The 22,439-nt window shown below is 32.3% G+C and carries 22 protein-coding genes; 17 read left to right on the forward strand and 5 right to left on the reverse strand.

Annotation, left to right across the window (positions count from 1 at the left end; translation table 11 throughout):
* Positions 1-42: 42 nt before the first annotated feature.
* From BFJ87_RS12595 to BFJ87_RS12605, 3 genes are read right to left on the reverse strand one after another with little or no spacing between them, the layout of a single operon-like run.
* A complete protein-coding gene (locus BFJ87_RS12595; RefSeq protein WP_077405115.1) occupies positions 43-1,179 on the reverse strand; it encodes an ATP-binding protein in 1,137 nt (378 codons plus the stop codon).
* A gap of 30 nt (positions 1,180-1,209) precedes the next feature.
* Positions 1,210-1,968, reverse strand: coding sequence for an SDR family NAD(P)-dependent oxidoreductase (locus BFJ87_RS12600; RefSeq protein ID WP_077405118.1), 759 nt, complete (start codon positions 1,966-1,968; stop codon positions 1,210-1,212).
* A gap of 16 nt (positions 1,969-1,984) precedes the next feature.
* Positions 1,985-2,860: an aldo/keto reductase gene (locus BFJ87_RS12605; protein WP_077405121.1), complete on the reverse strand. Its 876-nt coding sequence runs from the start codon at positions 2,858-2,860 to the stop codon at positions 1,985-1,987.
* 189 nt (positions 2,861-3,049) lie between these two features.
* On the opposite strand from BFJ87_RS12605, the gene BFJ87_RS12610 reads away from it, so the two are divergent.
* The 14 genes from BFJ87_RS12610 to rimK all read left to right on the forward strand — a co-directional run bounded on the left by BFJ87_RS12610 (position 3,050) and on the right by rimK (position 18,195).
* Entirely contained in the window at positions 3,050-3,406 is a 357-nt protein-coding gene (locus BFJ87_RS12610) for a hypothetical protein (RefSeq protein ID WP_077405124.1), read from the forward strand.
* Between the two features lie 221 nt (positions 3,407-3,627).
* Positions 3,628-4,629 (forward strand): AAA family ATPase, encoded by a 1,002-nt coding sequence (locus tag BFJ87_RS12615; RefSeq protein WP_077405127.1) that lies wholly within the window; start codon positions 3,628-3,630, stop codon positions 4,627-4,629.
* Between the two features lie 82 nt (positions 4,630-4,711).
* Positions 4,712-5,578, forward strand: a complete 867-nt coding sequence (locus BFJ87_RS12620; protein WP_013620716.1) for a DUF58 domain-containing protein — start codon at positions 4,712-4,714, stop codon at positions 5,576-5,578.
* Positions 5,578-7,251 carry a BatD family protein gene (locus BFJ87_RS12625; RefSeq protein WP_077405130.1) on the forward strand — a complete coding sequence of 558 codons (1,674 nt, stop codon included), beginning with the start codon at positions 5,578-5,580 and terminating at the stop codon, positions 7,249-7,251. Before BFJ87_RS12620 ends, BFJ87_RS12625 begins: the two co-directional genes overlap by 1 nt.
* Positions 7,252-8,250 (forward strand): vWA domain-containing protein, encoded by a 999-nt coding sequence (locus tag BFJ87_RS12630; RefSeq protein ID WP_077405133.1) that lies wholly within the window; start codon positions 7,252-7,254, stop codon positions 8,248-8,250. It begins immediately after the preceding gene.
* A gap of 15 nt (positions 8,251-8,265) precedes the next feature.
* Positions 8,266-9,312, forward strand: a complete 1,047-nt coding sequence (locus tag BFJ87_RS12635; protein ID WP_077405136.1) for a vWA domain-containing protein — start codon at positions 8,266-8,268, stop codon at positions 9,310-9,312.
* Complete coding sequence (locus BFJ87_RS12640) at positions 9,313-10,200, forward strand: tetratricopeptide repeat protein (protein WP_077405139.1); 888 nt, start codon at positions 9,313-9,315, stop codon at positions 10,198-10,200.
* Between the two features lie 8 nt (positions 10,201-10,208).
* Complete coding sequence (locus tag BFJ87_RS12645; protein ID WP_077405142.1) at positions 10,209-11,987, forward strand: BatD family protein; 1,779 nt, start codon at positions 10,209-10,211, stop codon at positions 11,985-11,987.
* Between the two features lie 2 nt (positions 11,988-11,989).
* Positions 11,990-12,742, forward strand: a complete 753-nt coding sequence (locus tag BFJ87_RS12650; protein ID WP_077405145.1) for a tetratricopeptide repeat protein — start codon at positions 11,990-11,992, stop codon at positions 12,740-12,742.
* A gap of 59 nt (positions 12,743-12,801) precedes the next feature.
* Positions 12,802-13,077, forward strand: coding sequence for a hypothetical protein (locus BFJ87_RS12655; RefSeq protein ID WP_077405148.1), 276 nt, complete (start codon positions 12,802-12,804; stop codon positions 13,075-13,077).
* A gap of 269 nt (positions 13,078-13,346) precedes the next feature.
* Positions 13,347-15,212, forward strand: coding sequence for a SulP family inorganic anion transporter (locus tag BFJ87_RS12660; RefSeq protein WP_077405151.1), 1,866 nt, complete (start codon positions 13,347-13,349; stop codon positions 15,210-15,212).
* An 81-nt stretch (positions 15,213-15,293) separates the two neighbouring features.
* Positions 15,294-16,313 carry a phenylalanine--tRNA ligase subunit alpha gene (gene pheS / locus BFJ87_RS12665; protein ID WP_077405317.1) on the forward strand — a complete coding sequence of 340 codons (1,020 nt, stop codon included), beginning with the start codon at positions 15,294-15,296 and terminating at the stop codon, positions 16,311-16,313.
* Between the two features lie 23 nt (positions 16,314-16,336).
* A complete protein-coding gene (locus tag BFJ87_RS12670) occupies positions 16,337-16,732 on the forward strand; it encodes a hypothetical protein (protein WP_077405154.1) in 396 nt (131 codons plus the stop codon).
* 71 nt (positions 16,733-16,803) lie between these two features.
* The gene (rimK, locus tag BFJ87_RS12675; protein WP_077405157.1) at positions 16,804-18,195 is read left to right on the forward strand and encodes a 30S ribosomal protein S6--L-glutamate ligase; all 1,392 of its coding nucleotides are present in this window, start codon (positions 16,804-16,806) and stop codon (positions 18,193-18,195) included.
* 50 nt (positions 18,196-18,245) lie between these two features.
* On the opposite strand, the gene BFJ87_RS12680 is transcribed toward rimK, so the two are convergent.
* Complete coding sequence (locus BFJ87_RS12680) at positions 18,246-18,719, reverse strand: CYTH domain-containing protein (protein ID WP_077405320.1); 474 nt, start codon at positions 18,717-18,719, stop codon at positions 18,246-18,248.
* Complete coding sequence (locus tag BFJ87_RS12685) at positions 18,719-19,387, reverse strand: NAD-dependent epimerase/dehydratase family protein (protein ID WP_077405160.1); 669 nt, start codon at positions 19,385-19,387, stop codon at positions 18,719-18,721. The genes BFJ87_RS12680 and BFJ87_RS12685 overlap by 1 nt, the downstream gene beginning before the upstream one ends.
* Positions 19,388-19,414: 27 nt before the next feature.
* Between BFJ87_RS12685 and dinB the strand changes: the two genes are divergently transcribed.
* From dinB to BFJ87_RS12700, 3 genes are all read left to right on the forward strand, one after another.
* A complete protein-coding gene (gene dinB, locus BFJ87_RS12690; protein WP_077405164.1) occupies positions 19,415-20,512 on the forward strand; it encodes a DNA polymerase IV in 1,098 nt (365 codons plus the stop codon).
* Between the two features lie 102 nt (positions 20,513-20,614).
* Positions 20,615-21,253: a peroxiredoxin gene (locus tag BFJ87_RS12695; RefSeq protein ID WP_077405167.1), complete on the forward strand. Its 639-nt coding sequence runs from the start codon at positions 20,615-20,617 to the stop codon at positions 21,251-21,253.
* A 94-nt stretch (positions 21,254-21,347) separates the two neighbouring features.
* Positions 21,348-22,439 (forward strand): sensor histidine kinase, encoded by a 1,092-nt coding sequence (locus BFJ87_RS12700; protein WP_077405170.1) that lies wholly within the window; start codon positions 21,348-21,350, stop codon positions 22,437-22,439.

Genomic DNA, 22,439 nt, shown 5'->3' on the forward strand with positions numbered 1-22,439 from the left:
AGTTTAAAAAGCTATTAAATTTATCATGATAACTAGCTATACTTAATTATACTTTACTTTTCTTAATATCCTAAAAGCCTCTTTTAAAGACCTATACACATTTTTATTGTATTCTTTTACAAATGGTTTTACGCGTTCCATTTGTGTAATAGCTTCAGGAAAATCGTTTAAATAACAAATTAAATAAATATCTGGTAGCTGTTGTAAATCTGCATCTTCTTGCTTTGTTAATTTTTGTTTCTTTTCTAGTTTATCTACCAAAGCATTAGTAGCATTATAGGTATGGTATAATGACTTTTTGTTATATTGTGGAGGGTTAAATATTAAATTACTTTGTATAAAATACTTTCCATTATCATTAAAGTTTAAAATTACTTTTTCAAACGGATAATACTTTTGTTGTTTGCCCAAACCTAATTGTACATACTCTGTGGTGGTAAATGAATCATCATTATAGGCTATAGTTATTTCATCTAAATTGGAGTAAAATAGTTTTACTTGCTCGTTAATTAGCTCTATATCTACCCTAGAATAATACGTTTTATCTTTTACTTTTTTTTGGTTTCCTGCCCAACAAACCACAAATTGCTCTTTAAAAACTTTATAATTACTTATTAAGTCTTTATGCCTATTATTTATAAAATCTATAACACCATCTAAAGTAAGTTCTATGTTATTTTTGGCGTGTTTTTCTATAGTTGCAACAGCATTAGAATTTAGATCTTTTAACTCTATACCATATGCTTTAGGCAAGCTTATACTACCCTCTCTAAAAAAAACAGAGCCACCATAATATTTCCAAATATTTTTACGTAGCGCACATACTTTACCGTTAGATTTTATGGTTACTAAACCTACAACTTTACCCTCTGGGAGCTGAGGAAATGGTATATTTTCATAAGAGATTAAAGGAGGGTTATCTAAATACGCATTTACTAGATTTTGTATTTTACTATCATCAAAAAAATCTACTCCAACTATTTTATTATCTTCATCTTCTACACCAATAACAATAAAGGAATTGTTATTAGGATTGCTATTTGCTAAAGCGCAAACGTGTTTTAAAAATTTTGCTTTTCCTTCTTTTTGACCAATATCTATAAAGCGCTTTTTGTCATAAAAACTATTCTCGTCATTATGAGCCAGAAGGTTTTTAACTAAAAGTCGCTTATTTATCATTTTAAAAAATGTTAGTTACAAAATAGAAAATCAGTTTTTATTAACAATTGTACTACTTGCTTGCGCTGTGCTCATAACTACTAAATCTGCAATATTTACGTGGTACGGTCTAGTAACCACAAAATGTATAATATCTGCTATATCTAAGGCTTGTAATGGCTTAAAACCTTGGTAAACTTTTGCTGCTTTTGCAGTATCTCCTTTAAATCTCACCTCACTAAACTCGGTCTCTACCATTCCTGGATTTACAGCACCAATTCTAATATTATACGGATTCAAATCTATACGCATGCCTTGGTTTATTGCATCTACAGCGTGCTTACTAGCACAATACACGTTGCCATTTGGGTATACCTCTTTACCAGCTGTAGAACCAATATTTATAATGTGCCCAGACTTTTTAGCTATCATATTAGGAATTACAGCTTTAGACACATACAATAACCCTTTAACATTAATATCTAGCATTGCGTCCCAATCGTCTAAATTACCATCTTGTATGGGCTCTAAACCGTGTGCATTACCCGCATTATTAATTAAAATATCTACATCTAAAAACTCTGGCGGCAAGCTATTAATTTGTTCTAAAACGGCTGTTTTATTGCGCACATCAAAATTTAATGTGTGCACGGCAACCTCTTTTTCTAACTCATTTTTAAGCATATCTAAACGCTCTTGCCTACGACCACATAGCACTAGGTCTATATTATTTTTAGCAAATATTTTAGCGGTTGCCATACCAATACCACTTGTAGCACCAGTTATTAAAGCAATTTTATTTTTATTCATTTTATATCTAATTTTTCTAAGGTACAGGATGCCCCTGACTAGCTTTTAACAACACAAACCAATCTTCTAATTCTAATTTAATATCTAGAGCCTTAAAAGATGCCGCTATACGTTCTGGAGTAGCAGTACCAACCACAGGAAAAACCATTGACGGATGCTTTAAAACCCAAGCCAACAATAACTGATCTTCTGTTGCATTGTACTTTTTAATTAATAAACTTAAAGCCTCTTTTATACGAGATGTTTGGTCATTTTTCTCTTTAAAATAAGACCCCAAAGAACTCCAAGCCATTGCCATTCTTTTATTAGTAATACAATCATCTAAAGTACCATCATACATCACGTTATTTTGTGTTAATGAAAACTCTACCTGATTACCAACAACAGGAACCGCAGTCTCTATCATTTTAATTTGAGAAGGTGTAAAGTTAGACACTCCAAAATCTATAATCTTCCCTTCTTTTTTTAATTGATAAATAGCCTCTGATATTTCTAGCGGATGCATTAAAGGACTAGGCCTATGCAACAATAAAAAATCTATATAATCTGTTTTTAAATTTTTTAAAGATTGATGAACAGAGCTTACAATATAATCTTTATTATACTGGTAATGCCCTATTTTATTGTCTCTGGCTTCACAAACGTGTTGTATTCCACATTTGGTAATAAGTTGCATATGTTCTCTAGACACTCCGCTATTAACAAAGGCCTTACCAAACATAGCCTCATTGGTATAGCCGCCATAAATATCTGCGTGGTCAAACGTAGTTATGCCTACACTTAAACAATGGTGTATTAGTTTGTCTATTTGTGTTGTAGATAAGTTTTTTCCCCAGTTTCCCCAGGTCATTGTTCCGGCAATAATTCTGGAATAATTTTGTGTTGCTTTCATAATAGTTGTGAAAATAAAAAAACAACTAAACTAACACTATATAAATAACATTTTTTTATAAATATTATACATTTAATTTGTCTTATTTTTATATAGATTATTTCCTACACCTAAACCCAAAAAAAATAAACATAAGTGACCAAAGAATAAACTCATAAACATTATTCTGTTTAATTAAACTTTTACAAAATGAAAAAAATACTACTTATATTATTTTTTCTATATTCTACCTCTAATTACACCCAAAACAAAGAAAAAATAAAGGAGGTTAAATTAATAAAGCAAACTACAGAATACAAAGAATGGGATTCCTCGTTACTAGCCTATACCCTTTTTGATTATAAAAAATTTGACCTTACACTATCAAAAGTTTTAAATAAAAGTAGTTATTATTATATTCTAAATGAATTAGGAGATAACAAGGTTGAAAAGAGCGATGCTTTTAGAAAAAAACTAGCTACTTACAACTTAAATTTATCTCCAGATGAGGTTTATAGTATATTTATAAAACCGATTACTCTTGAAGCTAAAGAAAAAATGAAATAATTTTCAACTTTTTAAGTACATTCAAAAAAACCTTCTTTTGGGTGCTAGCATCTGGTTTTCATAACACTATGTGAAAATTAAAAATAAATTCCTTAAATAGTTCATAATAATAGTAGCGTTATACAACATTTAACCTATTATTAACAGCAGAACCGTAAATAAATTAAGATTTTGCATCTTATTAAATACTTTTATATTTTGCAGAACAATTTTAATGGCTTATGGAAGAAAATACTACAGTAGATATTAGTGCGGTTAACGAGAAAATTGCTCAAGAAAGTGCTTTTATAGATCTACTAATGCTAGAGATGAACAAAGTAATTGTGGGTCAAAAGCATATGGTAGAACGTCTACTAATTGGATTACTAGGACGAGGACACATATTATTAGAAGGTGTACCTGGGCTAGCTAAAACATTAGCAATTAACACTTTATCTAAGGCAGTCCGCGGAGACTTTAGCAGAATACAATTTACACCAGATTTATTACCTGCAGATGTTGTAGGTACAATGATATACAATATTAAAGAGAATGATTTCTCTATTAAAAAAGGTCCAATATTTGCAAACTTTGTTTTGGCTGATGAAATTAACAGAGCCCCAGCAAAAGTTCAGTCGGCTTTGTTAGAAGCTATGCAAGAAAAACAAGTAACTATTGGAGACGAAACCTTTGTTTTAGAAAAACCTTTTTTAGTAATGGCTACTCAAAACCCTGTTGAGCAAGAAGGTACGTACCCACTACCAGAGGCACAAGTAGACCGTTTTATGTTAAAAACAGTAATAGACTATCCTAAAATTAATGAGGAGCAGTTAATTATGCGTCAAAACTTAAAAGGTTCTTATGATGAGGTTAAACCTGTGGTTACTGTACAGCAAATATTAAATGCACAAAAAGCTGTAAAAGAAGTATATATGGATGAAAAGATTGAAAAATACATCTTAGACATCATATTTGCCACACGTTACCCAGAAAAATACAATCTAGAAAATTTAAAACCACTTATAAGTTTTGGAGCGTCTCCTCGTGGTAGTATAAACTTAGCTACAGCAGCTAAATGTTATGCTTTTATTAAACGTAGAGGGTATGTTATTCCTGAAGATGTTAGAGCCGTTGTTCATGATGTGTTAAGACATAGAATTGGAATAACTTATGAGGCTGAAGCAGAAAACATTACTTCTGAAGAAATAATTAATAAGATTGTAAACGAAGTAGAAGTGCCTTAAATCAGTCGTCAGTTATATGTCGTGGTTCTGTTTTTTTACAAACAAAAACTACAATCTAATAATGTACACTGCAAACTGAAAAATGGATACTAAAGAATTACTTAAAAAAGTACGAAAAATTGAGATAAAAACTAGACGTCTCTCTAACCATATATTTGGCGGAGAGTACCATTCTACGTTTAAAGGACGTGGTATGACGTTTAGTGAGGTGCGCCAATACCAATTTGGCGATGATGTACGTGCTATAGACTGGAACGTTACCGCACGTTATAACGAACCTTACATTAAAGTTTTTGAGGAAGAAAGAGAGCTTACGATGATGCTTATGGTAGATGTAAGTGGCTCTGAAAACTTTGGTACAACCAATCAGTTTAAAAAAGATATTATTACAGAAATATCTGCTACACTTGCTTTTTCTGCACTCCAAAACAATGACAAAGTTGGTTTAATTCTTTTTTCTGATGAAGTAGAACTTTTTATTCCTCCAAAAAAAGGAAAAAGTCACGCATTGCGTATTATTAGAGAGCTGTTAGAATTTACACCAAAAAGCACTAAAACAAATTTATCTGAAGCCCTAAAGTATTTAACCAATGTAATGAAAAAGAAAGCCATAGTATTTGTGTTGTCTGACTTTATTACTGATGATTATTTACAAACATTACGCATTACAGGTAAAAAACATGATGTTACAGGCATACGTATTTTTGATGAACGTGAAGAAACTATACCAAACATAGGTATGGTGCAAATGCAAGATGCAGAAACTGGCGCCATAAAACTTATAAACACACAATCTAAAAAAGTAAGGTTAGCTTATGGTAAGTACTACCAAGATAAAGTAACTTACTTTAAAGAAACATTCACAAAATCGGGCTGCGGAACACTAAGTTGTAGAGTAGACGAAAGTTATGTTAAAAAGCTATTAGGCTATTTTAAGCGAAGAGGATAATGACAATTAGTAACAAGCAAATAACAAATTCTAGTAACACATTATTACAAATAATATGTGTTTTGGCGTGCCTTATTTTTGGCTCGTACTATAGTTATGCCCAAAACCAACCTAAAATAACAGCAGATATAGATACTACTGCTATTAGAATTGGTGAGCAAATAAAGTATACCATATTGGTAGATGCGGACTCTACAGCACAAGTACTATTTCCTGAAGATCAAACTTTTTCTCCATTAGAAATGGTTGAAGCCTTAGAAATAGATACCACAAAGTATAAAGACCGCATTACATTACAGCGTTCTTATGCCCTTACTCAGTTTGATTCTGGTGCTTATACAATTCCTATACAACGCATAGAAATTAATGGTAAAGCTTTTTTTACAGATTCTTTAAGGGTTAATGTTGGTACTGTTAAGGTAGATACTTTTGCCCAAAAAATGTACGATATTAAACCACTTATGGAGGTAGAAAAAGCCTCTTCATTCCCTTGGTTGCTAGTTGGTATTATTGTAGCTAGTTTACTAGTGGTTATCGGTTTAATTTACTGGTTTATTTTACGTAAAAAACCATTAACTGACGAAGAAAAAATAGCGCTATTACCACCATATGACCGAGCAATTATAGAACTTAAAAAACTAGAAAATTCTAAGTACATTATACAAGATGAGTATAAGGAGTATTACTCTGAGCTTACCACTATTGTACGTTCTTATTTAGAAGAAGATGTAAAAATATCTGCCTTAGAAAGCACTACAGACCAACTTATTACCAAGCTAGAATTTTTAAAAGATGCAGGGCAATTAAAGTTAGACAACGATACTATATCACAATTTAAACGTGTTTTACAAACTGCAGATTTAGTAAAATTTGCCAAAAAGAAACCAGAAACTTCTATTGCAGAGCAAGACCGCGTGGCAATAACTCAGATTGTAGAAAAAACACATGAGGCGTTACCAGAGCCTACAGAGGAAGAACTGCTTAAAAATGAAGAATACCTAGAAGAATTAGCGCGAAAAAAAGAAAAGAAAAAATGGATTATTGCCATTGCCACTTTTGTAGGTGCTTTATTAATTGGTTTAGGTGTCTTAATTAAAATATACGGTTTTAAAACAGTAAAGGACACAGCTTTTGGACATCCGGTAAAAGAATTATTAGAGAACGATTGGGTACAAAGCTCTTATGGCTACCCACCAATACAAATAGAAACACCAGAGGTTTTAATTAGGCAAGAAGTTAAATTACCTCCAGAGGCACAAGCAAACGTTAAAGAACTGCAATTGTTTACTTATAAAAGTAACAAAACATTATTTGGAGTAAGTGTTTCATCTGCTACGTTTGCTAACCCAGAAACAGAGCCAAACTTTAACCAAGTAGCAGAAAAAATATTGGCTGAATTTGAAGCTTCTGGAACTAAAAACATTACCACAAAGCAAGAAGAGTTTAGCACTTTTTCATCAGACACCAAAGGTTTAAAAATATATGGTTCTGGTAAGTTTAAAATGCCAAATTCTAAAGAATTGGTAAATGGAGAGTATGCAATAATTTGTTTTGGAGGCAAAGGTTTTCAGCAACAAATACTGGTAACCTACTTAGCAGATGACGAGTATGCACAGGAAATTGCTAATCGTATATTTAATTCAATTGAAGTTAAAGAAGATAAAAAAGAATAAATGCTAGAAAATATCACTTTTGCAAACCCTCAGCTTTTTTGGTTGCTATTACTGCTACCACTGGCTGCGCTATGGTATTTTTTTAAACATAAGCAAGAAACTGCAGCATTAAAAATATCTAGCACACAAGGCTTTACAGACACTAGTATATTGTCTAAACTAAAGCCTTTACTCTTTATTTTTCGCTTATTAGCATTAGCCGCAATAATTACTGCCTTAGCACGCCCACAAACCAAAGATGTATCTACCAGGACTAAAACTACAAAAGGTATAGATATTGTTATGGCAATAGATGTATCTTCTAGTATGCTTGCCAGAGATTTAAAACCAAACAGACTAACAGCATTAAAAAAAGTTGCCGCAGATTTTATAAAAAAAAGGCCTAATGACCGTATTGGCCTGGTTGCCTATGCTGGTGAGAGTTACACAAAAACACCTATTACTAGTGACAAGTCTATTGTACTATCATCATTACGCCAAATAACGCACGGCCAGTTAGAAGATGGCACAGCAATTGGTATGGGTTTAGCAACTGCTGTAAACCGTTTAAAAGACAGCAAGTCTAAAAGTAAAGTAATTATTTTACTTACAGATGGGGTTAACAACTCTGGCTTTATAGAGCCAAAAACTGCAGCAGATTTAGCAGTAGAATACAAAATTAAAACCTATACCATTGGTTTAGGTACCAATGGAAATGCATTAACGCCAATTGGCTTTAACCCAGACCGTACTTACAGGTATGGTATGAGGCAAGTAGAAATTGATGAAAAATTGCTGGAAGAAATTGCTACAGTAACAGGCGGACAATATTTTAGAGCTACAGACAATGAAAAGCTTGCAGCTATTTATGATGAAATTAATAAGTTAGAAAAAACCGACATAGAAGAAATTAAATATACCAATTTTGAAGAAAAGTTTAGACCATTAATACTTTTGGCTGGTATTTTACTTTTACTAGAATGGGTAATGCGAAACACTTTATTTAGAAGTTTTATCTAAGATTAAGAAAGACAAATGATACAAATAGACGAAAAAATATATTTCTATTTACTGTTCATCATTCCTGTAATGGTGATCTTCTTTGTGCTGCTTTTAATCTGGAAAAAAAGAGCACAAAAGAAATTTGCTGATATACACTTACTAAAGCGCTTAACACCTACTAAATCTACCTTTAAATCAATTTTAAAATTCTGTGTATTTATTTTAGGATTAACACTTTTAATAGTTGGATTGGCAAACCCTAAAATTGGCACAAAACTTGAAACCGTAAAAAGAGAAGGTGTAGATATTGTTTTTGCTGTTGATGTATCTAAAAGTATGCTTGCAGAAGACATTGCTCCTAGTAGGTTAGATAAAGCAAAGCGCATTGTTTCAGAAATTATTGCTCAGCTTGGTAGTGACCGTATTGGTATTATTGCTTACGCAGGGCAAGCGTACCCGCAATTACCAATTACTACAGATTATGGTGCGGCAAAAATGTTTTTACAAGGTTTAAACACCAATATGCTATCATCTCAAGGTACAGCCATTAACCAAGCGTTAGATTTAGCTTCTACGTATTATGATGATGATGAACAAACAAACAGAGTGTTATTTATTATATCAGACGGAGAAGACCACTCTGAAGGTGCTACAGAAGGTGCAGTAGAAAAAGCAGTAGACCAAGGCATAAAAATATTTACCATTGGGGTTGGCACAGAAAAAGGAGCTCCAATACCTATAAAGCGTAATGGAGTTTTACAAAGTCTTAAAAAAGACTTACAAGGAGAAGTTGTAATTACAAAACTTAACAAAAGCGTTTTAGAAGATATTGCAGATGAAGGTAATGGCCAATTTATAGATGGCACAAATACTAATGATGCTGTAACTATTATTAAAGAAGAATTAAATAAAATGGATAAAACAGAGTTTGAAGCCAAACAATTTTCTGAGTACAAAGACCAATTTCAATGGTTTATTGGTGCAGGATTGTTCTTTTTATTCATAGATATTTTTCTTTTAGACCGAAAAACAAAATGGCTTCAAAAACTTAATTTGTTTAACGAAAAAGAAGTAGAATAAATGAAAAAGCTAGTATACATTGTTTTTTTAATAGGATGCTTTACTTATGCACAAGATGATGCAGACGTTAAAGAAAAAGAAAAAGCATTAAACACCTCTAAAAATTTAACTTGGGAGGCTAATAAAGAACTATCTGAAAATAATTTTTCACAAGCAGAAGCAAATTACCGTAAAGCAATTTCTAAAAGTTCAGAAAATGCCGTTGCTCCATATAATTTAGGGAGTGCTTATTACAATAAAGAAACGTATAGTGAAGCTTTTGGCAGGTTTAAGCAAGCTGGCGAGTTAGCTAGCACCAAAGCAGATAAACATAAGGCATACCACAATATGGGTAATGTTTTCATGAAAAACAAAGAGTATGAAAAGGCGGTAGAAGCATACAAAGAAGCTCTTAGAAATAATCCTTCTGATGAAGAAACCAGGTACAATTTTGCCTTAGCTAAAGAGCTACTAAAAAAACAACAAGACGAGCAAAAGAAAAACGACCAAAACAAGGACGACCAAAAAGACAATAAGGAAGACCAAAAAGATAAAAACGAAGACAAAGAAAAGAACGAAGGGGACGGAGACGATAAAAAAGACGACCAAGGAAAAGATAAGGACAAAAAAGACGGCGAAGACAAAAAGAATAAAGGGGACGAAGGAGACAAAGAAAATAAAGATGATAAGGACGGCAAAGGTGACGATAAAAAAGACCAAAAAAAGCCAAATGATAAAGGAGATAAAAAGCCGCAAGACCAACAACAGCAACCAAGGCCTAATCAGCTCTCTAAGCAACAGGTAAAAAACCTATTAAAAGCTATGGAGAATGAGGAGAAAAAAGTTCAAGAAAAAATGGATGCCCAAAAAGTAAAAGGCGCTAAAGTAAAGAACGAAAAAGATTGGTAATTAAACACATGAAAACGAAACTATACATATTATATATTCTAACTTTTTTTACGCTTAGTAGTGTAGCTGCACAAGAAGAAAAAGTTACGTTTTCTGTAAAACTTAGTAAAGAAAAACTAGGCTTAAACGAGCGCTTAAAAGTAGAATTTACAACTAATAAACAAGGTGATAACTTTGTTGCACCTAACTTTAATGGGTTTACGGTACTTATGGGCCCAGCAACATCCATTAGTAGATCTTGGAATAATGGTAAACGTAAATTTTCATTATCATACTCATATATTTTACAACCCACTACTAAAGGAAGTATCACTATAGAACCTGCAAAAATTACTATAGATGACCAGGAATACAAATCGGATGCCAAAACTATTACGGTAACAGATGCTGTTGTAAACCCTAACGCACCTCCATCTCCTAGTGATATTGCGCAAGAAAACCTACATTTAGTTGCAGAAATAAGCAAACCAAATCCTTATTTAAACGAGGCCATAACCGTTGTTTATAAAATGTATGTTAGTCCTTCTATAGAAGTTTCTGGTTTTCAGGCTGTAGATAATCCTAAATATAATAATTTTTGGAGTCAAGATATTCCTGTAAAAAGATACACCACTAAAGAAGATACTTATAAAGGAGAGGAGTACAGATCTGTGATACTAAAACGTGTTGTATTATATCCTCAAAAAACAGGCAAACTCATATTAGAACCACTTACTTTAGATGTTGGTGTGCAAGTACCTACACAAAGAAGAGACTTTTTTGGCGGACCAATTTACGCACAAGCTAATTTAAGAGTATCTGCCGGTAACAGATATATAAATGTTAAATCTTTACCAGAACAAGGAAAACCAGCAAGTTTTACTGGAGCTGTAGGAGATTTTAATTTCTTTGTTACCACAAGTAAAACTCATTTAAACGCAGCAGAATCTTTACAAGCTAAAGTAGAAATTAGCGGAAAAGGAAACTTAAAACTATTTGATATTCCTACCTTAAACTTACCTGGTTCTTTAGAGGTTTATGATCCAGAGCATGATGAAAAGGTAACAACCTCTTACACAGGTATGGAAGGTAAAATTAGTGACAGTTATACCATAGTACCAGAATATAGAGGCAAATACCCAATACCAAGTATTGCATTTAGTTATTTTAACCCAAAAACAAACAAATACCACACCCTTAACTCAGATGAACTAGTTATAAATGTGGTAGAAGGCCCAACAAATACAGAAGAAACCGCTGCTAAAAACCCTACTACAACCAACAAGCAAGTTGTAGAAACAAAAGGCAAGCAGTTTAATTTTATAAAAACAAAAACAAATTTAACACCTATTGCAAGTACTTATTTTTTTAAGTCTACAGCTTTTTATTTATGGTTACTATTGCCAATACTATTAATTCCTATTGCAATATTACTTGGCCGTAAAAGAGAAGCTATGGCTTCTGACGTTGTTGGCAATAAGGTTAGAAAAGCAAATAAATTAGCTCGTAAATACTTATCTGCAGCAAAGAAAACATTAGGTAAAAAAGATGCTTTTTACATTGCTTTAGAAAAAGCATTACATAATTATTTAAAAGCTAAGTTAAAAATTGAAACATCTGATTTTAGTAAAGATAAAATAACAGAATTACTAAATGAGAAAGAGATAGATAATGGTACAATAGAAGGTTTTATATCACTCTTAAAAAACTGTGAAATGGCACGCTATAGTCCGTTTTCTAATGTACAAATGCAGCAAGATTATAACAAGGCAAGTGAAGTAATTTCGCAAATGGATAAACAACTATAATTATGAGAAAAATAATATTTATACTTGTTTTATGTATTTCGTTTTTTGGGTATTCTCAAAACAACGATCTATTTAAAAAAGCCACAGATGCTTATAATAATGGAAAATATGATGCCGCTATAAAAGATTATTTGCAAATAATAGAAAACGGCAAACATTCTGCGGAACTATATTACAACTTAGGAAACGCTTATTACAAACTAAATAAAGTTGCTCCTAGTATTTATTATTATGAAAAAGCATTATTACTTAAACCAAATGATAGCGAAATAAAAAACAACTTAAGTTATGCTAAAAATATGACTTTAGATGTTATTAACCCTTTACCGGTTACTACACTAAAAAGTATTTACAATAAAATTGTTGGTTATTTTAATTTTGACCAATGGGCTTATATAAGTGTTATGCTTGTAGTTTTATTTGTTATTAGCTATATAGCCTTTAAGTTTTTTATTTATTCTACTAAAAAAAGGATTTCTTTTATACTAAGTATAACCTTTTTACTTTTAGCTATAGCAACTGTAACTGCTGCTTACTTAAATTATAATGATTTTATTAAAAACAGACCAGCAATTGTTTTTAATGAAGAATCTTTAGTGGTAGCAGAACCAAATAGCAGAGGCAAAGAGGTATTTAGATTACATGAAGGCACAAAAGTATTTGTATTAGAGCAATTAAAAGACTACTCTAAAATAAAATTGGCTGATGGTAAAACTGGGTGGATTTCATCTGAAGAAATAAAAGAAATTAAATAAACGTATTACAACTTAATTTAAATTTCAGTTTAATACATTTATCACACCAATAATTTAAAATGTTTAGAAAATTTTTCTCACTGTTTTTAGCAATTTTAGTAGTTGGTTTTATCATTACCCCAACCGTTCTTTTGTATGTAGATGACAATATAGAATTATCAGTTACATACAAATCTGCAGAGGATGAAGAATGTAAATCATTAGAAATTATAGTTTCAAACAATAACTGGACTTTTACAAATCCTTTCAAGCCTTTAGCTATACCTAGTTACTACTATAAAAATTACACTAAACCACATTTTAATCTACTTTTACCGCCGCCAGAGTTAAGTTAACACTGGGTTATATTTTAGTGCTTATGTACTACAATGCGCTAAACTAAAAAAGTAAAACATTACTTTTAATTCTAATTCTCATTTTAGAACATTAAATTTATCATTTATAAATTTGCTTTAACACGTATATTTATAAGTAGTTTATCATTTTTTTATCTAAAATGACAACAAAACTACATTTAGTAGTTCTATCAATTTAATTGTATATTATATAAATACTTAGTTCAATTTTTAATTATTCAATTGTTCTAAGAAATTAACTTAAATCTATGAAAAATCTTTTCTCTAATATAAAAGGAGATATTTTTGGTGGTATTACCGCTGGTATTGTTGCTCTGCCTTTGGCATTAGCATTTGGAGTTAGCTCTGGTCTTGGTCCCGCTGCAGGTTTATACGGGGCTATTTTTATTAGTTTTTTTGCTGCCCTATTTGGTGGCACTAGCACACAAATTTCTGGTCCAACAGCTCCTATGACAGCTGTAAGTATGGTAGTTATTGCTAGTATTATTGCTATTCATGATGGCAATGTAGAAAAAGCCCTACCCTATATTTTATCTGTATTTATTTTAGCCGGATTAATGCAAATTAGCCTTGGCCTATTAGGTATGGGAAAATACATAAAATACATACCTTACCCTGTTGTTTCTGGCTTTATGACCGCAATTGGGGTTATAATATTAGTTACTCAAATACTTCCAGCTATTGGTTACTATCCTAAAGAGGATAAAGACTTTGTAAATCAATTTAAACCACAAGCAAAAGAAGTTATACTGCAAAATATATTAAAAGATGAAGTTGGTGAAGATATTTTGGTTTTAGATCATTTTAAACAAACCATCAACAAAGCTAATGCTATAACAAATGACGATACATTTAATGAAGCCAAAACCTTGGCAGGCAAAGAAGCTTCTGGTGTTATTGGAGCTATAAAAGTTTTACCTAGAGCTTTACAGTTTATTAATTGGCTAGAGCTAGCATTAGCAATTGCCACAATTGTTATTATTTATGGTTTTAAACGCATTACAACAGCCATACCAAGTACGCTAGTGGCTCTACTAGCTGTTTCTGGCGTAGCTTATGTCTTTAAATTACCTTACAGACCTATTGAAGAAATTCCAACAGGAATGCCAATGCCAAATATGGCTATTTTTACAGAGTTTAGTCTAACATCTTTAACACCGTATGTATTTACGGCTTTAACATTAGCTCTTTTGGGCGCAATAGATTCTTTACTTACATCTGTTGTTGCAGATAATATGACCAAAACTAAGCACAAGCCAAATAAAGAATTAATTGGTCAAGGTATTGGTAATACCATTGCTGCAATTTTTAATGGTATACCAGGTGCTGGTGCAACCATACGTACAGTTGTAAATATTAATTCTGGCGGTAAAACCAAAATATCTGGTATGGTTGCCGGTATAGTACTTTTAGTTGTTTTGTTGGCATTAGGGCCGGTAGCATCTCAAATTCCAGCTGCGGTATTAGCAGGTATTTTAATTACTGTTGGTATTGGGGTTATGGACTATAAAGGACTAAAAGCTATTCCTAGTTTACCACGCGACCTAAAAATAGGACCATTAAAAGTAAGTTCAGAAGTTATAATAATGCTTGTAGTTTTAGTGCTATCATCAGTATGGAACTTAGTATATGCCGTAGGAATAGGCCTTGTTATTGCATCATTAATGTTTATGAAAAAAATAGGCGATTTAACCGCCAAACGTTCAGATGTTAAATCGCTTTTGGAAGAAAAAGCTTGGAAAGATGAAGATAACTTTCCTAAAAACTTAAAAGAAGAAGTTTTTATAAAACATATAAAAGGTCCGTTATTTTTTGGTTCTACTAGCGAGTTTCAACAGCTGGCATCACAAATACCTAGTACAGCAAGTACGGTAATTATTAGAACCGGTAAAATGCAATATATGGACCAGTCTGGCCTGTATGCTATGGAAGATGTTTTGGTAGATCTTAAAAAAAATAATGTAAACGTACTTTTTGTAAATCTATTACAACAACCTAGGTATATGATGGAGCGTATAGACATTATACCAGACCTTATACCAACAGAGCATTTGTTCTCTAATTTTGATGACGCTGTTGCTTGGGTTAAAGAAAATGTAAAAGACACCTATTAAATGTGACTACAAAACATTAATTAATACAATCCAATACGGGAATAATTGCTAAATTTGCCGCGTATTGGATTTTTTTGTGTTATGATAGATGAAATAAAAAAACATATTGCCATAGTTAACGAGTTTACATCAACAGACTTAGAAGCAATAGAAAGTTTTAGAATAAAATATTTAGGTAAAAAAGGATTGTTAAATGACTTTTTTGCCGAGTTTAAAAATGTTCCAAACGAACAAAAAAAGGAGTTTGGACAAACTATAAACCAGCTTAAAAATGCTGCTACAGAAAAAGTAAACTCCTTAAAAGATGCTTTAGCTAGCACAACAGTTAGCGATAGTGTTTATGGTGACTTAACACGCCCAGGACAGCCAATGTCTATTGGTGCAAGACATCCAATATCTATTGTAAAAAACCAAATTATAGAGATTTTCTCTAGAATAGGCTTTAATGTTTCTGAAGGGCCAGAAATTGAAGACGATTGGCATAACTTTACTGCACTTAACTTGCCAGAGTATCATCCGGCAAGAGATATGCAAGACACCTTTTTTATACAAACCAACCCAGATGTTTTGTTACGTACGCATACCTCATCTGTACAGGTAAGGTATATGGAAAACAACAAGCCACCAATACGTACAATTTCTCCGGGTAGAGTATACAGAAACGAAGCAATTTCTGCTCGTTCTCACTGCTTTTTTCACCAAATAGAAGGTTTGTATATAGATAAAGATGTTTCGTTTGCAGATTTAAAGCAAACATTACAGTTTTTTACAACAGAACTTTTTGGAAAATCTAAAATTCGTTTACGCCCATCATATTTTCCATTTACAGAGCCTAGTGCCGAAGTAGATGTATATTGGGGGCTAGAAACAGAGTCTGACTATAAAATTACCAAAGGAACCGGCTGGTTAGAAATTGGCGGATGTGGTATGGTAGATCCTAATGTACTTAAAAATTGTGGTATAGACCCAGAAGAATACTCTGGCTTTGCCTTTGGTGTTGGTATAGACCGTATTGCTATGTTATTACACCAAATTACAGATATTCGTTTGTTAAGTGAAAATGATGTTCGCTTTTTAGAGCAATTTAAAAGTGCTTTGTAAAAACAACTTAAAGTTATAAATAGATGAAAAAAGACATCATAATACCAGTTGTTAAAGATGTACACGTTGCTATTATACACGAGTTTAACAAAGAGTTTTTAGATAAAGAATGGAATGTTTATGTAATTAACAATACAGCAGAAACCATAGAAATGGTACTTGTTGTTTCTAAAGGGTACGATGGTGAAAAACTTACCTCAACTATGAGACATTCTATTACCAAATTAGATGGTAAATCTTATGCTAAAGTAGAAATGGTACAAGAAGATGTTTTACAGTTAAATAACGAGTTTTTTGTAACTTTTTTTGCTGATAATAAGCTTTTTGAAAAGCGTTTTATTTTTGAAAAAAACACAGTAACTAAGGCAAATTTAACCACAATACCGTTAATAGAAAAAGACGGAATTTTAGCAAAATAATAGCCTTAAGGAAACATAAGCTTATTTATTTTTAAGCTACATTCGCACTTTTTAAAATTAAGATTTTACCTATGAGCAACACTACTAAATTTGAAGGATTACAAGTTATTGGCGGAGAAGAATGGTGCGTTTTTGAAGACCTTGGTATACCTGCTATAAAAGCACGTGTAGATTCTGGCGCAAAAACATCATCTATACAAGCCAATAATGTAAAAGTATACAACAAAGGTTTAGAAGAATGGGTAAAATTTGAGGTAAACCCAATACAAGAAAACAGAAGTGTAACAATTACTTGTGAGGCTCCTTTGGTAGACCGCAGAACTGTAAAAAGCTCTGTTGGTATTTCTGAAGAGCGTTTAGTGGTAAAAACTACCATTAAGTTAGGTAATAATATACATAGTGTAGAGCTTACGCTGGCCAACAGAGACACTATGGAATACCGCATGTTATTAGGGCGCGAAGCTATAAACCAGCGTTATATTGTAAATCCTGCAGAAAGCTATTGTATGCAAAATTTTTCTGAAGAAGAAGTTCAAGAAAAGTACGCATCTCATATGGCCGAAAAATCTGGTTTAACAATTGCTTTATTAGCTAGTAACCCTAATTTATATAGCAACAAAAGAATTATAGAGGCTGGTGAAGCTAGAGGTCATGAAGTAGTTTTTTTAAATGTAGAAAACGCTTACATGAAACTAGATACAAAATCGCCACAAATACGTTACAGAGGTGGTAATGTTTTAAATAAGTTTGATGCGGTAATCCCTAGAATTAAGCCATCAGTTACGTTTTATGGTTGTGCTTTAATTAGGCAGTTTGATAATCTTGGTGTGTATTGTTTGAACACCGCAGAAGCAATTACACAGTCTAGAGATAAGTTGTTTGCTTCTCAGTTATTTTCTAAAAACGATATTGACATACCTATTACTGGTTTTGCAAAATCTCCTATGGATACCAAAGACCTTATACGTATGGTAAACGGTGCGCCATTAATAATAAAACTATTAGAAAGCACACAAGGTAAAGGTGTTGTTTTAGCAGAAACCAATAAAGCTGCAGAAAGTGTTATTAACGCTTTTAAAAGTGTACAAACAAACATATTGGTACAAGAGTTTATTAAAGAAGCTAACGGGCAAGATATACGTTGTTTTGTAGTAAACGGAAAAGTTGTAGCATCTATGCAGCGCCAAGCTCAAAAAGGAGAATTTAGAGCTAATATTCATCAAGGTGGTGTAGCTTCATTAATTAAAATAACGTCTGAAGAACGTAAACTTGCTGTAAAAGCAGCTAAAATATTAAACCTGGCTGTTGCTGGCGTAGACATAATACGTTCTAACAAAGGACCATTATTGTTAGAGGTAAACTCTTCTCCTGGTTTAGAAGGTATAGAGTATGCAACCGGTTTAGATATTGCTAATGTTATGATTAGAGCTATTGAGAAAAAACTAAACTACACATCTAACTAAATAGCAGAAGAAAAAATAAAAAAAGTCTAGTAAAATTTACTAGACTTTTTTTATAAACTCCAATTTTTAAATGGGTTTTTACTCAGTTGTGAGTTATAGTACTTAGTATCACCCGTAACCTCATCTGCTAACCAAATTGGTTTTTCAAATTCATCAGTTTCAGACTGCAATTCTACTTCCGCCAGTAGTAATCCTTGGTTATCTCCATCAAATTCATCAACTTCAAATATATAATTGCCTACATTAACATTATATCGTGTTTTACTTATTACACCTGCTTCACAAATGCTTAGCAATTGCTCTGCTTCTGTAACAGGTATTTCTTTTTCCCACTCAAACCTAGACATACCAGATGCGTTAGAAATACCCTTTACAGTAATAAAACCTACATCTCCTTTAATTCTAACTCGTACAGCACGTTCTGGGTTAGTATTTAAATAACCCTGCACTATTCTTTTTTTAGAAATTGCTTCTGTTTTAAAAGCATCACTCTTTACTAAAAATTTACGTTCTATTTCAATCATCATTCTCCTCCTAATTCCTTAATTTTATCAGACTGTATTTTTATAGTGTTTTCTTCATTATTTCCTAACCAAACCATAGCTTTTGCAATGGTTTCTGGGTGTATAGGTCTGTATTTTTTTAAAGAACCAATTAGTAAAAACTGAAACACCTTAAAAAACTGTTTTGCCAACCACTCGCCCATTCTTTTCTCTTCTCTTTTACCCGCAATTAATGATGGTTGCAATATATGTGTTTTTGGTAGTTGCAATGCAATTACAGCATCTTCCATTTGACCTTTAACTTTATTATAAAAAACAGAACTACTTGCGTTTGCTCCTAAGGCAGATATTACCATAAATGTTCCTATACCATTTTCTTTACATAACTTTGCTGCTTGCAATGGTATGCCGTAATCTATGTGTTTATAAGTTTCTTTATCTGGTGTTTTTGCCTTTGTAGTTCCAATACAACAATACACCTCATCTGCAGTAAAGCTAGTTTTGTGTTTTTCTAAATCTTGTAAATCTACCAAATATTCATCAATTTTAGAATGCGTAAATCCACTTAAAGATCTAGAAAATAGCTTTATTTTTGCATAAGACTTATGGTTGGTTAATAAAGATACTAAGGCACTACCCGTTACACCGGTTGCGCCTAATACAATAGCCGTTTTTTCTTTTGTTTTCATCAACCTAAATATACCGTAATTTTGTGTATGACCAAGGATTTACCTTTACGAAAAATTATTCATGTAGATATGGATGCCTTTTACGCATCTGTAGAGCAGTTAGATAATCCTGAGCTTATTGGAAAGCCATTGGCAGTTGGTGGTGGTGAAAAAAGAGGTGTAGTTTCTGCCGCTAGTTATGAGGCTCGTAAATTTGGTGTACGCTCTGCTATGAGTGGTTATATGGCAAAACGTAATTGTCCAGATTTAATTTTTGTGCCACCAAGGTTTGACAGGTATAAAGAAATATCGCAAAAAATTAGAGCCATTTTTTTTGATTATACAGACCTAGTAGAACCACTTTCTTTAGACGAGGCTTATTTAGATGTTACGGTAAACAAAAAGGGAAACCCATCTGCATCTTTAATTGCCAAAGAAATTAGAGAGCGTATTTTTAATGAGTTAGGGTTAAGGGCTTCTGCAGGCATATCTATAAATAAATTTATTGCAAAAGTTGCAAGTGATTACAACAAACCAAACGGACAAAAAACGGTTAATCCAGAAGAAGTTTTAGCCTTTTTAGAAGCTTTAGAAATTCGTAAATTTTATGGCGTAGGTAAGGTTACAGCAGAAAAAATGTACAAAGTGGGTATTTTTACTGGCTTAGATCTTAAAAACAAATCACTAGAGTTTTTAGAAAATAATTTTGGTAAAAGTGGAGCATATTACTACCACGTTGTTAGAGGCATACACAATAGTCCTGTAAAACCCAACCGAATACCAAAATCGGTTGGTGCAGAGCGTACCTTTAATGAAAACTTAAGTAGTGAAATTTTTATGCTAGAACGATTGGAAAATATTGCTAGTGAGTTAGAACGCCGACTTAAAAAAAGTAAAATTGCAGGCAAAACAATTACTTTAAAAATTAAGTATAGCGATTTTACTTTGCAGACCAGAAGCAAAACCATAGCCTATTTTATAGCAGATAAAGACCTAATACTAGAAATAGCAAAAGAATTATTGTACCAAGAAAAGCTTGAAAACTCTGTACGTTTATTGGGCATTTCTTTAGCTAATTTAAATACTCCAGATAAAAAAAAGCCAGAACAAGAAAGTATTAGTGTTCAGCTAAGGTTTCAGTTTTAACTACTTAATTTACACAAAGTTTAACCTATTTTAACGCTTTAAAAGTAAATAATCTACTAATTTTGTAGGGTAAACAGATTTTTAATTTTAAAACACTATAATATGGCAAGTTTAAGATTGGGTGATGAAGCACCAGATTTTACTGCAGACAGTTCTGTAGGAACAATAAATTTTTACGATTATTTAGGAGATAGTTGGGGAATTCTTTTCTCTCACCCTGCAGACTTTACTCCTGTTTGCACAACAGAGTTAGGTACTGCCGCACAATTTAAAGATGAGTTTGATAAGCGTAACGTAAAAATGATTGCATTGAGTGTAGATGGTGCAGCTTCTCATAACGAGTGGATTAAAGACATTAATGAGGTGCAAAACACTACAGTAACTTTTCCTATAATTGCAGACGAAGACAAAAAAGTGTCTACCTTATATGATATGATACACCCTAACGCAGACAACCACTTAACAGTACGTTCTGTATTTATTGTTGGACCAGATAAAAGAGTAAAATTAACTCTTACCTACCCAGCATCTACAGGCCGTAATTTTTATGAGTTGTTACGCGTAATAGACTCTTTACAACTTACAGCTAACCACAAAGTAGCTACACCAGCCAACTGGAAAAATGGCGAAAAAGTAGTTGTTAGTCCGGCTATTGCTACTAGCGATGCAGAAAAAATATTCTCTAAAGGAGTAGAAGAAATTAAACCTTACTTAAGGATGACACCAGACCCTACTGCCTAACAAAGTTGTTTGTATAAAACCTGGCTCTAGTAGACGTTTTGTTTACTAGAGCTATTTTTTTATAGTACATTTATCTTCCCTTAATTTTATAACTATGGTAACAGCAGAAGAAAAACTTAGAGAGCGTATTAAAGAACTCACTTGTTTGTATGACGTTACTTCTATAATTGTTAATTGCGATTATAATGAAATTGAAGTTGGTTTACAAGCTATTGTAGCTTGCTTAAAAAATGCTTGGCAATACATAAATGATACGTATGTTGTACTTAAAACCGATGAGTACCATATTGAAACTAAAAAAGAGCATAAAGACTATGTTTTTTTAACCTCTGCTATTACGTTATTTAATAAAGAAATTGGGACTATAAAAGTTGGTTACCCATCTAAAAAATACAGTATTTTAGATTTTCTTGAAGAAGAACAACAACTGCTAAATAATGTGTGTTTGGAGGTTGGCAACTTACTGGAGCGTAAAGAAATTAAGGAGAACGAAATTTTAATTAAAAGGCAAGTAGAACAATCAGACAGGTTACGTATACTTGGAGAAATTACGGCAGGCATAGCTCATGAACTAAATACACCTCTGGCTAATATTTTAGGGTTTGCAGAGCTTTTAAAAGACCGTACAAAAGAAGATGCACAAGCAACAAAAGATGTAGATAAAATTATAAATAGTGCCATTTACTCTAGAGAAGTGGTAAAAAAACTAATGTTTTTTGCTTGTGAAATGCCACAACAAAAAAGCTTGGTTAATATTATTCCTATTTGTAAAGAAGCTATTGAACTTTTAAAACCAATACTAAAAACAAAAAGTATTACTCTAAATATTACCTCTAGCAATCCTGAAATTGCTTTAAAAATAGACCGCATACAACTTACCCAAGTGCTATTTAACTTGGTTATAAATGCTATTTATTTTTCAGAAGAAAATGGTTTTATTGTATTAGATATAAAAGATAAATCTGCCGCAGTAGAAATGCATATAAAAGACCAAGGTACTGGTATAGATACTAATTTAGGTGATAAAATTTTTGAACCATTTTTTACCACCAAACCAGTAGGCGAAGGCTCTGGATTAGGACTAAGCGTAGTACACGGTATTGTTAAAAGTCATAAAGGAAACATAAGTTTTAGTGCCAATACACCAAAGGGCACTATATTTACTGTAACAATTCCTAAATTGTAA

Origin of the sequence: Cellulophaga omnivescoria (genome assembly GCF_001999725.1) — a bacterium.
GTDB lineage: Bacteria > Bacteroidota > Bacteroidia > Flavobacteriales > Flavobacteriaceae > Cellulophaga > Cellulophaga omnivescoria.

Coding starts and splice junctions, on each gene's coding strand:
- BFJ87_RS12595 (WP_077405115.1), bottom strand. CDS start 1,179: ATGATAAATAAGCGACTTTTAGTTAAAAACCTTCTGGCTCATAATGAC.
- BFJ87_RS12600 (WP_077405118.1), bottom strand. CDS start 1,968: ATGAATAAAAATAAAATTGCTTTAATAACTGGTGCTACAAGTGGTATT.
- BFJ87_RS12605 (WP_077405121.1), bottom strand. CDS start 2,860: ATGAAAGCAACACAAAATTATTCCAGAATTATTGCCGGAACAATGACC.
- BFJ87_RS12610 (WP_077405124.1), top strand. CDS start 3,050: ATGAAAAAAATACTACTTATATTATTTTTTCTATATTCTACCTCTAAT.
- BFJ87_RS12615 (WP_077405127.1), top strand. CDS start 3,628: ATGGAAGAAAATACTACAGTAGATATTAGTGCGGTTAACGAGAAAATT.
- BFJ87_RS12620 (WP_013620716.1), top strand. CDS start 4,712: ATGGATACTAAAGAATTACTTAAAAAAGTACGAAAAATTGAGATAAAA.
- BFJ87_RS12625 (WP_077405130.1), top strand. CDS start 5,578: ATGACAATTAGTAACAAGCAAATAACAAATTCTAGTAACACATTATTA.
- BFJ87_RS12630 (WP_077405133.1), top strand. CDS start 7,252: ATGCTAGAAAATATCACTTTTGCAAACCCTCAGCTTTTTTGGTTGCTA.
- BFJ87_RS12635 (WP_077405136.1), top strand. CDS start 8,266: ATGATACAAATAGACGAAAAAATATATTTCTATTTACTGTTCATCATT.
- BFJ87_RS12640 (WP_077405139.1), top strand. CDS start 9,313: ATGAAAAAGCTAGTATACATTGTTTTTTTAATAGGATGCTTTACTTAT.
- BFJ87_RS12645 (WP_077405142.1), top strand. CDS start 10,209: ATGAAAACGAAACTATACATATTATATATTCTAACTTTTTTTACGCTT.
- BFJ87_RS12650 (WP_077405145.1), top strand. CDS start 11,990: ATGAGAAAAATAATATTTATACTTGTTTTATGTATTTCGTTTTTTGGG.
- BFJ87_RS12655 (WP_077405148.1), top strand. CDS start 12,802: ATGTTTAGAAAATTTTTCTCACTGTTTTTAGCAATTTTAGTAGTTGGT.
- BFJ87_RS12660 (WP_077405151.1), top strand. CDS start 13,347: ATGAAAAATCTTTTCTCTAATATAAAAGGAGATATTTTTGGTGGTATT.
- pheS (WP_077405317.1), top strand. CDS start 15,294: ATGATAGATGAAATAAAAAAACATATTGCCATAGTTAACGAGTTTACA.
- BFJ87_RS12670 (WP_077405154.1), top strand. CDS start 16,337: ATGAAAAAAGACATCATAATACCAGTTGTTAAAGATGTACACGTTGCT.
- rimK (WP_077405157.1), top strand. CDS start 16,804: ATGAGCAACACTACTAAATTTGAAGGATTACAAGTTATTGGCGGAGAA.
- BFJ87_RS12680 (WP_077405320.1), bottom strand. CDS start 18,719: ATGATTGAAATAGAACGTAAATTTTTAGTAAAGAGTGATGCTTTTAAA.
- BFJ87_RS12685 (WP_077405160.1), bottom strand. CDS start 19,387: ATGAAAACAAAAGAAAAAACGGCTATTGTATTAGGCGCAACCGGTGTA.
- dinB (WP_077405164.1), top strand. CDS start 19,415: ATGACCAAGGATTTACCTTTACGAAAAATTATTCATGTAGATATGGAT.
- BFJ87_RS12695 (WP_077405167.1), top strand. CDS start 20,615: ATGGCAAGTTTAAGATTGGGTGATGAAGCACCAGATTTTACTGCAGAC.
- BFJ87_RS12700 (WP_077405170.1), top strand. CDS start 21,348: ATGGTAACAGCAGAAGAAAAACTTAGAGAGCGTATTAAAGAACTCACT.